10 protein-coding genes are annotated in these 11,966 nt (G+C 66.2%); 8 read left to right on the forward strand and 2 right to left on the reverse strand.

From position 1 onward, the window contains the following. Window positions 1-14 precede the first annotated feature (14 nt). Window positions 15-2,318, forward strand: a complete 2,304-nt coding sequence (locus tag ABE472_RS10290; protein WP_346466135.1) for a TonB-dependent hemoglobin/transferrin/lactoferrin family receptor — start codon at window positions 15-17, stop codon at window positions 2,316-2,318. Window positions 2,319-2,455: 137 nt separating this feature from the next. On the opposite strand, the gene ABE472_RS10295 is transcribed toward ABE472_RS10290, so the two are convergent. Continuing rightward, the gene (locus ABE472_RS10295) at window positions 2,456-3,856 is read right to left on the reverse strand and encodes a DEAD/DEAH box helicase (protein WP_121042519.1); all 1,401 of its coding nucleotides are present in this window, start codon (window positions 3,854-3,856) and stop codon (window positions 2,456-2,458) included. A 445-nt stretch (window positions 3,857-4,301) separates the two neighbouring features. On the opposite strand from ABE472_RS10295, the gene ABE472_RS10300 reads away from it, so the two are divergent. Both ABE472_RS10300 and maiA read left to right on the forward strand, forming a co-directional pair. Then, window positions 4,302-5,291 (forward strand): fumarylacetoacetate hydrolase family protein, encoded by a 990-nt coding sequence (locus ABE472_RS10300; protein WP_313212085.1) that lies wholly within the window; start codon window positions 4,302-4,304, stop codon window positions 5,289-5,291. 20 nt (window positions 5,292-5,311) lie between these two features. After that, window positions 5,312-5,965 (forward strand): maleylacetoacetate isomerase, encoded by a 654-nt coding sequence (gene maiA, locus ABE472_RS10305; protein WP_346466136.1) that lies wholly within the window; start codon window positions 5,312-5,314, stop codon window positions 5,963-5,965. A 69-nt stretch (window positions 5,966-6,034) separates the two neighbouring features. Here maiA and ABE472_RS10310 read toward each other — a convergent pair whose 3' ends face one another. Beyond that, on the reverse strand, window positions 6,035-7,168 hold the full coding sequence (locus ABE472_RS10310; RefSeq protein ID WP_313212083.1) for a PilT/PilU family type 4a pilus ATPase: 1,134 nt from the start codon (window positions 7,166-7,168) through the stop codon (window positions 6,035-6,037). Between the two features lie 98 nt (window positions 7,169-7,266). On the opposite strand from ABE472_RS10310, the gene ABE472_RS10315 reads away from it, so the two are divergent. The 5 genes from ABE472_RS10315 (at window position 7,267) to ABE472_RS10335 (ending at window position 11,966) form a co-directional block, all read left to right on the forward strand. Continuing rightward, entirely contained in the window at window positions 7,267-7,650 is a 384-nt protein-coding gene (locus tag ABE472_RS10315) for a DUF4398 domain-containing protein (protein WP_167390367.1), read from the forward strand. Window positions 7,651-7,664: 14 nt separating this feature from the next. Then, window positions 7,665-8,546, forward strand: coding sequence for a hypothetical protein (locus ABE472_RS10320; RefSeq protein WP_167390370.1), 882 nt, complete (start codon window positions 7,665-7,667; stop codon window positions 8,544-8,546). 364 nt (window positions 8,547-8,910) lie between these two features. Continuing rightward, window positions 8,911-9,129, forward strand: a complete 219-nt coding sequence (locus ABE472_RS10325; RefSeq protein ID WP_019182593.1) for a YdcH family protein — start codon at window positions 8,911-8,913, stop codon at window positions 9,127-9,129. A 153-nt stretch (window positions 9,130-9,282) separates the two neighbouring features. Then, on the forward strand, window positions 9,283-10,653 hold the full coding sequence (locus tag ABE472_RS10330; RefSeq protein WP_102788976.1) for a pyridoxal-phosphate dependent enzyme: 1,371 nt from the start codon (window positions 9,283-9,285) through the stop codon (window positions 10,651-10,653). A 119-nt stretch (window positions 10,654-10,772) separates the two neighbouring features. Next, window positions 10,773-11,966 (forward strand): cystathionine gamma-synthase, encoded by a 1,194-nt coding sequence (locus ABE472_RS10335; protein WP_346462907.1) that lies wholly within the window; start codon window positions 10,773-10,775, stop codon window positions 11,964-11,966.

An 11,966-nucleotide genomic window follows, 5' to 3' on the forward strand; every position in this document is an offset into this window, starting at 1 on the left:
TGCGGAGCTTGATCATGAAGTCGTCCCTCACCCTGCTGGCCATGGCGGTTGCCGCCGGCCTGTCCGTCACCGTGCACGCTGAAACCGTCAACGATGCCAGCACGCTCGATACCGTGCGTGTGCAGGCTGAGCGCGCCAAGAAAACGCGCTCGGCCAACCAGAACGTCACCGTGCTCACTTCGGCCGATCTCGACAGCGAGATGGCCAATACGATGGAAGAGGCGATCCGCTACATCCCCGGTGTCAGCATCGTGGACATGGGCCGTTTCGGCGATAACGGCTTCAACATCCGTGGTCTGGAAAGCGACCGCGTGGCGATCACCGTCGATGGCCTGAGCCTGGGCGAATCGGTGGAAACCGCACGTTCCTATGAGTTCTTCCGCGGTGGCCGCGGCGATGTGGACATCGATACGCTCAAGAGCCTGGCCGTGATCAAGGGCGCCGATTCGATCAGCGCCGGCAGCGGCGCACTGGGCGGCGCGGTGGTGTTCACCACCAAGGACCCGGCCGACTATCTCAAGGCGAGCGGCAACGATACCCACCTTGGATTCAAGGCGGGGTACTCTGGCGCCAATGACGAAACCATGGGCACGCTGACCGTCGCCAACCGCACCGGCATCGTTGAGTCGATGCTGGTCTACACCCGTCGCGAAGGCCATGAATCCGAGTCGTGGTACGACACCACCAACGATCGCATCGGGGTCGGTCGCCGTACCCCCGATCCGGTCGACAGCACCCGCGACAACCTGCTCGGCAAGCTCGACCTGCAGCTCGACGAGGCCAATACGCTGGGCTTTCTGTACGAGCGTGGCCGCGCCACCAACGACGTGGACAACCTGTCGCGTGTCTATGCACCGGGCTACCTGTCGCGCAAAGGCCATGACACCAACGACCGTGACCGCTACGGGGTGAACTACCAGTGGCGGGCCGACAACGCGCTGTTCGATACCCTGGATGCGCAGGTGGACCGGCAGGTCACCGACAGCCGTGGCATCACCACCATTGTGGCCGGCAGCGGCTGCCCGGGCGGCGCCACGCCGTGCCTGCGCAGCGAGAACCGCTCCACCAAGCAGACCCTGGACCGTGCCGCGGCCGACTTCAGCAAGGTGTTTGCCACCGCAGGCGCACGCCACGACGTGGTCTACGGCCTGGCCTGGCAGCAGCGCGACATTGATTTCACTGCCGTCGACACGCGCTGGAATGCCGCTGGTGCCGTGGCCTCGGTGGAGATCGATCCGCGCCAGGTGCCCAAGACCGACGTCACCGCCTGGAACCTGTACCTGCGCGACAGCGTGCAGCTGCTCGACGAACGCCTGACCCTCAGCGCGGGAGCGCGCTACGACCGTTACGATTACGCGCCGCAGGTGGATGCCACCTTCGTGGACCGCACCGGCACCGTGCGTGATGTGAGCTTCGCCTCGCCGAGCTGGCAGCTGGGCGCGGAATACCGCTTCCTGCCCGATCACGCGCTGTGGGCCCAGGTGGGTCGTGGCTTCCGTGCGCCCACTGTGGCGGACATGTACTCGCCGACCAGCGCCACCCAGGTGATCAACGCGCAGAACGGCCAGCCGCTGCTGCTCAACGACACCGTGTCCAATCCGGACCTGGAGGCGGAAAAGAGCCTGAACCTCGAGTTCGGCTACCGCTGGAGCACGGACCGCGCGCAGCTGGGCCTGTCGGTGTTCCGCGACCGCTACGAGAACTTCATCGAGTACACCAACCTGGTCCAGTCGGTACCAGGTGGTTTCCGCACGACGGCGACCGGTCCGGTGCTGTACTCGCGCAACTACACGATGCCGACCAACGCGGGCGAAGTGACGGTCAAGGGCGTGGAGCTCGAGGGCCGCTTGCAGATCAGTGATGCGTGGTCCTCGCGACTGGCCGCGTCCTACAGCAAAGGCGAGAAGCGCAATGGCGATCCGCTGGAGAGCATCGTGCCGGCCAGCGCCGTGCTCGGCGTGCGCTATGCCCCCTCGCCGGTGTGGAACCTCACCGCCAGCGTGACCCATGCCGTGGCCAAGAAGACCAAGGACGCCTACACCACCGACGCCACCGGCAAGGTCACCACGCCGGCCTTCGTCGACAAGGCCGATGGCTACACCGTGCTGGATCTGTACGGCACCTGGAACGTCACCCCGCAGTGGAAGCTCAGCGCTGGCCTCTACAACCTGACCAACGAGACGTACTACCTCTGGCAGCGCGTGCGCAACATCAACAAGGGCAGCAACACGCTGTACGGCTACGTCAACGATGAGGGCATCGGCCGCTACAGCGAGCCGGGCCGCAATGCACGGATCACGGTGGCCTACAGCTTCTGAGTCGGGGCGCCGAGCCACAGCCGTACAGGCGCCAACGGCCGGGCCGGTAGTGCCGGCCGCTGGCCGGCGCCAGACAAACAAAAAAAGGGCGACGCAGATGCGTCGCCCTTTCTACGTTTCAGCGATGCCCGAAGGAATCAGCTGGCGCGACCGCCACCGCCACCCTGGCTGCGGCCACCGCCGGCATTGCCACCGCCACGGCGCTGGCCCTGCGGCTGGCCACCGCGCGGTGCACCGCGGCCGGCGCCATCACGCTGACCGCCACCGGCCTTCTTCGGGCCGGCATGGGCGTGGCGCGGGGCCTCGGCGTGCGGGCGACGTGCATGCTTGCGCGGCGAGCGATCGCCACCCGGCAGTTCGGCCTTGCCCGGCGCGCTGTTGCCCCAGCGGATCGGGGTCTGCGGCTCGAAGCCCGGCACGTCGCGGATGTCCATGTCCTTGTCGAGCAGGCGCACGATCTGGCGCAGCAGCTTGGCTTCGTCCTGCGCCACCAGCGAGATCGCCTGGCCGGTCGAGCCGTTACGACCGGTACGGCCGATGCGGTGCACGTAATCCTCGGCCACCATCGGCAGGTCATAGTTGATGACCTTCGGCAGCTCGTTGATGTCGATGCCGCGCGCGGCGATATCGGTGGCCACCAGCACGGTCACGCGGCCGGCCTTGAAATCACCCAGCGCACGCAGGCGCTGGCCCTGGCTCTTGTTGCCGTGGATCGCCGCGGTCTTGATGCCGGACTTGTCCAGGAACATGGCCAGCTTGTCGCAGCCGTGCTTGGTTCGGCCGAACACCAGGGTCTGCTCACGGCTGTCCTGGGCCAGCAGGTGCAGCAGCAGCTCGCGCTTGCGCGGGCCATCGACCGGGTGCACGCGGTGGCTGATGTTCTCGGCAACGGTGTTCTTCGGCGTGACCTGGATCTGCTCCGGGTTGCGCATGAACTCCAGCGCCAGCTGCTTGATGCTCTCTTCGAAGGTCGCCGAGAACAGCAGGGTCTGGCGGTTCTGGCGCGGCAGCTTGGCGAGGATCTTCTTGATCGACGGCAGGAAGCCCATGTCGAGCATGCGGTCGGCTTCGTCCAGCACCAGGATTTCGATGCCGGAAAGGTCGACGCTGCGGCGCTCGATGTGATCGATCAGGCGGCCCGGGCAGGCGACCAGCAGGTCCACGCCACGGCGCAGCACGTCGAACTGGTTGCCCATGCCGACGCCGCCGTAGATGCAGGCGCTCGGGATGCGCAGGTACTTGCTGTAGCCGCGCAGGCTGTCATGCACCTGGGTGGCCAGCTCGCGGGTCGGGGTCAACACCAGCGCGCGCGGACGGCGCGGGCCATCGACGGCCTGCGGGTTGGTGCCCAGGTGCTGCAGCAGCGGCAGGCCGAACGCGGCGGTCTTGCCGGTACCGGTCTGTGCGCCGGCCAGCAGGTCGCGGCCTTCCAGGGCGAGCGGGATGGCCTGCTCCTGGATCGGGGTGGGGGTTTCGTAGCCCTGCTCGGCCAACGCGCGCAGCAGGAACGGGGCAAGGCCCAAGGATTCAAAAGACATCGGGTGGAAGCTCCAAAGACAAAGTAACGCCAGGCCGAATGGCCGGACGCGAGGCAGATCAATGTGATCGGCTGACTCGGAGCGTTCCCGTAAACCGCGCTGCGAGAATTGGGTGCAGTCGACGCGGTGCGCAGACTGGAATGCATGACGAATGGCGTCGGAGTGGGGGCGGGCGACGGATCGTTTGATCCATATCGCCGGCGATCCCGAAGGGAAACGGACGGCCGCTGCAGACCCGGATAGTCTAACGGATGTTTGAGACCCATACCAAACCCCCCTGTTCAGCTTGGGAGGAGGGGGGCGGAACGGTAGAGCCACGCCATGCGTGGCTGCTCCTGCGCGTAGGCAATGCATTACGGTAAGGCGATGCGGCGGTGCAGCTGGTAGGCCCGTCAACCATTTGATTACACTTGAAACGTATTTTCGCGATCCCGGATACCCACCCATGAAGCTTGGTTCTTTGAAGGAAGGCGGCCGCGACGGCACCCTGATCGTGGTCTCGCGCGATCTGCGCCAGGGCGTGCGCGCCACCGGCATCGCCGCGACCCTGCAGCAGGCCCTGGAAGACTGGAGCCACCTGGCGCCGCGACTGAACGCCCTGTACGAATCGCTGAACGACGGCGACGCCGACGGCGTGTTCGATATCGACCTGCAGGCGCTGGCCGCCCCGCTGCCGCGTTCCTACGAGTTCGTCGACGGCAGCGCCTACCTGCCGCACGTGGCCCGCGTGCGCCGCGCCCGTGGCGCCGAGGTGCCGGAAAGCTTCTACACCGATCCACTGATGTACCAGGCCACCAGTGCCGGCTTTTATGGCCCGCGCGATGCGGTCAAGGTGGTCAGCGAGGAATACGGGATCGACCTGGAAGCCGAGCTGGTGGTGATCACCGACGACGTGCCGATGGCGGTGACGCCCGAGCAGGCCGCCGGCCATATCCAGCTGATCGGCCTGGTCAACGATGTCTCGCTGCGCAACCTGATCCCGGGCGAGCTGGCCAAGGGCTTCGGCTTCCTGCAGTCCAAGCCGCGCTCGGCGTTGTCGCCGGTGTTCGTCACCCCCGATGAACTCGGCGAGGCGTGGCAGGACAGCAAGGTCCACCTGCCGCTGGTCACCCACATCAATGGCACCTGGTTTGGCGCGCCGGAAGCGGGTGTGGACATGCAGTTCAACTTCGCCCAGCTGGTCGCGCACGCGGCCAAGACCCGCCCGCTGGGCGCCGGTGCGATCGTCGGCTCGGGCACCATCGCCAACGAAGACACCAGCAAGGGCGCCTCCTGCTTCGCCGAACAGCGCACCGTGGAAACCCTGCGCGACGGCAAGCCGAGCACGCCCTTCATGTCCTTCGGCGACGTGGTGCGGATCGAGATGTTCGATGCGGCCGGCGACAGCATCTTCGGTGCGATCGAGCAGCGCATCGAGCAGGCGGCCAAGCCCTGAGCGCCGCGGCGGAGACTGTTATGGAACCGATCGAACTCTTCAGTTACTGGCGGTCCAGCGCGGCCTACCGCGTGCGTATCGGGCTGAACCTCAAGGGCCTTCCGCACCGGATCACCCCGGTGCACCTGGTCCGCGAGGGCGGTGAGCAGCACAGCGCGGCCTATGCCGCGCTCAACCCGCAGGAACTGGTGCCGACCCTGCGCCATGGCGATCGGGTCCTGCAGCAGTCGATGGCGATCCTGGAGTACCTCGACGAGGTGTTCCCGGCCACGCCGTTGCTGCCCAGCGACGCCGAGGGCAGGGCGCGCGTGCGTGCGCTGGCCCAACTGGTGGCCTGCGACCTCCACCCGCTCAACAACCTGCGGGTGATGCAGTATCTGGAGCGCACGCTGCAGGCAAGCGCCGAGGCGCGCACGGCGTGGACGCTGCACTGGATGGCGGAGGGCTTGGCGGCGATGGAAACGCTGCTGGCCGATCATCTGGCGACGGGTACGTTCTGCTATGGCGACCAGCCCGGGCTGGCCGATGCCTGCCTGGTGCCGCAGCTGTACAACGCGCACCGGTTCGGCCTGGCGCTGGCGCCGTACCCGACCCTGCAGCGGATCGAGGCGGCGTGCCTGGCGCTGCCGGCCTTCGACGCGGCCCGGCCCGAGCATCAGATCGACGCAGGGTGACGGGTAGGCATCGACCGTTGGTCGATGCGCCTGGCCCATTGCCCCCGCCCAACGGTGGGGGCTTAGCTGTCAGAACCCGTGGGTGATCGACGCCGGTGCGCTGTTGGCCGAGAAATCCGCGTACGGATCGTGCTCGCCGCTGCCGCCTTCGGACAGCCGGAACTTCAACGCCAGGCCATCGCGCGAATCGGCCGCGCGCAGCGCTTCCTCCTGCTCGATGATGCCGTTCTTGGCCATCCGGAACAGGCACTGGTCGAAGCTCTCCATGCCTTCTTCCAGCGAGGCTTCCATCGCCGCCTTGATCTCGTGCACCTGGCCGCGGCGCAGCAGGTCGCGGATCATCGGCGTGTTGATCAGCACTTCGGTGGCCGGCAGGCGGCGTCCGTCCTTGCCCTTGACCAGGCGCTGGGAGACCACCGCGCGCAGGTTCAGCGAGAGGTTCATCAGCACGTTGCGATGTGCGCTCTCAGGGAAGAAGTTGAGGATGCGCTCGATGGTCTGGTCGGCGTTGTTGGAGTGCAGGGTGGCCAGGCACAGGTGCCCGGTTTCGGCGAAGGCGATGGCCGCTTCCATCGTTTCCGCATCCAGGATTTCGCCGATCAGGATGACATCGGGCGCTTCGCGCATCGCGTTCTTCAACGCGTCGTGGAAGGTGTGCGTGTCCAGCCCGACCTCGCGCTGGTTCACGATCGACATCTTGTGCTTGTGCAGGTACTCGATCGGGTCCTCGATGGTGAGGATGTGCCCGGTCGTGGTGCTGTTGCGGTGGTCGATCATCGAGGCCAGCGAGGTGGACTTGCCCGAGCCGGTCGAGCCGACCACCAGCACCAGCCCGCGTGGCGTCATGATGACGTCCTTGAGCACCTGCGGCAGGTTGAGCTCTTCGATGCTGGGGATCTTGCTGCGGATCGCACGGATCACCATGCCGACCTCACCGCGCTGCTTGAACACGTTGACGCGGAAGCGCCCGGCATCGGGCAGGGCAATGGCCATGTTGAGCTCGAGCTCGCGCTCGAACTGCGGGGCCTGGCCTTCATCCATCAACGAGTAGGCAATCTTCTTGACCATCCCGGGCGGCAACCCGGTATTGCCCAGCGGATAGAGTTTCCCCTCGATCTTGATGTATACCGGTGCTCCGGTCGTCAAGAACATGTCCGACGCGTTCTTTTCGGTCATCAGCTTCAGGAAATAGCCGATATCCATGCGAAATGTTTCCCCAACAATCAGCGGCTTGCCATTGCAAGCGCACCGCAGGCTTCCGACAATGGCCGTGCACACAACTTCTGGCGACGGCACCCCCAATGAAACCTAGCTTCGCACAAATACGACGGGCCCTGTATGTGACGGTGTGCGCATTCGCGCTCTCTGGTGCCGCACAAGCGCAGGATGGCGCCCTGGAGCTGATGCAGGCCCAGCAGGCGGTCGACAAGGCCACCCAGGCCGATGCCGACCAGTACGCCCCGGACCTGATCGCCGTGGCCCGCCAGGGCCTGGAGCAGGCCCAGCGTGCCGCTGGCGACCGCCGCGAGCGCAAGAACGCGCCGATACTGGCCGTTCGCGCCACGGTCGATGCCGACCTGGCCCGCGCCCGCAGCGAAGAAGCCACCGCCACCGCGCAGCTGCAGCTGCGCCGCAATGAAGTCAGCCAGCTGCAGCGCCAGTTGGCCACCGGGGAAGACCGCTGATGATGTCCACCAAGATGCGCATGCCCTGCCTGCTGCTGGCCGCCAGCCTCAGCCTGCCGCTGATGGTCCAGGCCGCCGATGACCCGGCCGTGGCCCAGCTGACCCAGCGTCTGATGGCGATCCAGTCCAACCCGGATGCGGCCCAGCTGGCCGCCTTCGAGCGCTTGCAGGCCCAGCAGGCCGTGGCCGATCTGGCCAAGGCCAAGCGCCGCGACCAGGACCAGGCCCGTTACCTGGCCGAGCGCCGGGTCGAGATCGCCGAGACCAGTGTCCGTGCCGCGCTGGCCCAGCGTGAGGTGGATCAGCTTGAACGCACCCGCAGCGAGCTGCTGATCGAAGCCAGCCGCCGCGATGCCCAGCGTGCCCGCCAGGAAGCCGAGCGCCTGCGCGTGCAGGCCCAGATCCAGGCCGAGGAAAGCGAGCGCCTGCGCCAGGCGGCCGAGCAGGAAGCGCTGGCCCGCCAGGATGCCGAAACCGCGCTGACCAGCGTGGCTGGCAAGCAGACCGCGCGACTGAGCGCCGCCCAGCAGAACGCGGCCAAGCTGGCCCGTGAGGAAGCCGAGCTGGTGGCGGGCAGCAAGCTGCCGGGCTCCAAGTTCGACAGCCGCGGCGAAGTGTTCACCTTCAACGGCGATGCTTTCGCGGCCGGCAAGGGCAGCTTGTCCGGCGGTGCCAAGGGCCAGGCCAAGGCCTTGGCCGAGTACCTGAACATCGGCAAGAAGGGCCGGGTCCGGATCGAGGCGTACGACGCCGCGGCCGGTGTCGGCCAGCAGCGCGCCGAGGCCCTGCGCGATGCGCTCGTGGCGGCTGGTGTCAGTGCCAGCCGGTTGCAGGTCAGCGGCAAGAAGGCCGCCGCGACCAAGGCCCGCTCGGCCGAGGTCATCATCGCGCCCTGATGCCGGACCGGTGCTGCGTCATGCGCAGGGGTCATGACGCAACTGGTTGTTTTTGTTTAATTTTCGTTGTTCTGCGCGTTCAGCCTGAACCCCGCTTAGGCGGGGTCGACGATATCGTTTGAAAGGGTTGAACCGGCCCCGAAGCAAGCGTAGGGTCAGTTGTCCGGGTCGCCTTCCGCGGCCCGGACGATAGGAGGGCCGGCAATGCACCAGCGCCACGAATCACAGCAGTCCGAGGTCCAGTCCCTACTGGCCGCCGCTGCGGGTTCGCAGGTCAGGGTTGTCCGGCACTCCGCCCCAAGCAGCGCCCCGTGCCGTCAGGCCGGGGCGTTCTTGTTTCTGCAGAAGCGATAGGAGGTTCATCATGTTTGAAGGTCAGCCCCAGAGCGATATCGACGCACGGCGCAAGCAGGATCCTGAGTTCAAGGCGCTCTACGAACGGCACCAGAAGTTGAACAAGAAGTGCATGGATGCCGAGCTGGGTGTGCTTCCGATAGACAGCCTCACCCTGGGACAGATGAAGCGTGAAAAGCTGCTGGCCAAGCAGAAACTGGAACGGATGTACGCCTCCCCCGTGCACTGACCCCCCTTGCTGCCCTACGTCGCGGGCGGTTCCGGTCTCCTCGTCGACCGGTGCCGTCCGCGCCGCTTGATGAACGCGGCAACCTGACTTTCGCCGCCAACCGTCGGATAATCACCGGTCCGGCCGCATTGCGGCGCGAATCGATGTGATCCGATGGCAATCCACTCCTCCGTACTCGAACTCATTGGCCAGACCCCGATCGTCAAGGCCCAGCGCCTGGATACCGGTGTCTGCGAGCTTTACCTGAAGCTCGAGAGTGCCAATCCCGGAGGATCGATCAAGGACCGCATCGGCCTGTCGATGATCGAAGCCGCCGAGCAGCGTGGCGACCTCAAGCCGGGCGCGACCCTGGTCGAGGGCACCGCCGGCAACACCGGCCTGGGCCTGGCGCTGGTCGCCCAGCAGAAGGGCTACAAGCTGATCCTGGTCGTGCCGGACAAGATGAGCCGCGAGAAGATCTTCAACCTCAAGGCGATGGGCGCCGAAGTGCGCCTGACCCGTTCGGATGTGGCCAAGGGGCACCCCGAGTACTACCAGGACATGGCCAAGCGCGTGGCCGAGGAAACCCCCGGCGCGTACTTCATCAACCAGTTCGGCAATCCGGACAACCCGGCCGCGCATGAGTTCGGCACCGGCCCGGAAATCCTGGCGCAGATGGACGGCGACCTGGACGCGATCGTGTTCGGCTGTGGCAGCTCCGGCACCATGACCGGCCTGTCGCGCGCCTTCTCCACCCTCTCGCCGAAGACCGAACTGGTCCTGGCCGACCCGGTCGGCTCGATCCTCGCCGAGTACATCAATGACGGCGTGCTCAACGACAAGTCGGGCAGCTGGCTGGTGGAAGGCATCGGCGAGGACTTCCTGCCCTCTATCGCCGATTTCAGCCGCGTCACCAAGGCCTACGCGATCAGCGATGCCGAGAGCTTCCATACCGCGCGCGAGCTGCTGGGCAAGGAAGGCATCCTCGGCGGCTCGTCCACCGGTACCCTGCTGGCCGCGGCGCTGAAGTACTGCAAAGAGCAGACCACCCCGAAGAAGGTGCTGGTGCTGGTCTGCGACACCGGCAACAAGTACCTGTCCAAGATGTACAACGACTACTGGATGCTGGACAACGGCTTCCTGGAGCGCCCGCAGAGCGGCGACCTGCGCGACCTGATCCTGCGCCCGTACGGCCAGCGCGATACTGTCGTGATCGGCCCGAACGACCTGCTCACCACCGCCTACCAGCGCATGAAGCTGTACGACGTGTCGCAGCTGCCGGTGATGGACGGCGACCAGCTGGTCGGCATCGTGGATGAAAGCGACGTCCTGCTGCATGTGTACGGCGACGAAGCCCGCTTCCGCGACCCGGTCGCCACCGCGATGGTCAGCAAGCTGGACCGCCTGGACGTGAAATCCCCGATCGAGGCCCTGCTGCCGGTGTTCGACCGTGGCCAGGTCGCCATCGTCATGGATGGCGCCAACTTCCTCGGCCTGATCACCCGCATCGACCTGCTGAACTACCTGCGCCGGCGCGTACAGTAAGCGTCTGTGTCGCAATGAACCCATGTTTATCCGCGTCAACGGCCGATTAAGCCACCGCTGATAGACTTCCGCTCCTTTTGCGGGGCCCCCCATGGGGGCTCCTCTTGCTGGGAAACAACATGTCCGATCACGCTTCTTCCGGGCACGGCGACCGCTCGCTCGCCCTGGCTACCCTGGCCATCCACGGCGGCCAATCGCCGGATCCGAGCACCGGCGCGGTGATGCCGCCGATCTATGCGACCTCCACCTACGCCCAGTCCAGCCCCGGCGAGCACCAGGGCTTCGAGTACTCGCGTACCCACAATCCCACCCGCTTCGCCTACGAACGTTGCGTGGCCTCCCTGGAAGGCGGTAGCCGCGGTTACGCGTTCGCCTCGGGCATGGCCGCCAGCTCCACGGTGATGGAGCTGCTGGATGCCGGCAGCCACGTGGTGGCGATGGACGATATCTATGGCGGCACCTTCCGCCTGTTCGAGCGCGTGCGTAAGCGCACCGCCGGCCTGCAGTTCAGCTTCGTCGACCTGACCGACCTGGCCGCGTTCGAGGCCTCGATCACCCCGCAGACGAAGATGGTCTGGATCGAGACCCCGACCAACCCGATGCTGAAGATCGTGGACATCGCCGCAGTCGCTGCGATCGCCAAGCGCCACAACCTGCTGGTGGTGGTCGACAACACCTTCGCCTCGCCGATGCTGCAGCGCCCGCTGGAGCAGGGCGCGGACCTGGTCCTGCACTCGGCCACCAAGTACCTCAACGGGCACTCGGACATGGTCGGCGGCATGGTGGTGGTCGGTGACAACGCCGAACTGGCCGAGCAGATGGCCTTCCTGCAGAACTCCATCGGCGCCGTGCAGGGGCCGTTCGACAGCTTCCTGGCCCTGCGCGGCCTGAAGACCCTGCCGCTGCGCATGAAGGCACACTGCGCCAACGCGCTGGCCCTGGCCCAGTGGCTGGAAAAGCACCCGGCCGTGGAGAAGGTCATCTACCCCGGCCTGACCTCGCACCCGCAGCATGAACTGGCGACCCGCCAGATGAATGGCTACGGCGGCATTGTTTCGATCGTGCTCAAGGGCGGTTTCGAGGCGGCCAAGCGTTTCTGCGAGAAGACCGAACTGTTCACCCTGGCCGAGTCGCTGGGGGGCGTGGAAAGCCTGGTCAACCATCCTGCGGTGATGACGCATGCCTCGATCCCGGTCGAGCGCCGCGAGAAGCTGGGCATCAGCGATGCGCTGGTGCGGCTGAGCGTGGGGGTGGAGGAGTTGGGGGATCTACAGGTGGATCTGGAGCGGGCGCTGGGTACCGAGGCCGCTTGA

The organism is Stenotrophomonas sp. TWI809, from assembly GCF_039673205.1.
Lineage (GTDB): Bacteria > Pseudomonadota > Gammaproteobacteria > Xanthomonadales > Xanthomonadaceae > Stenotrophomonas.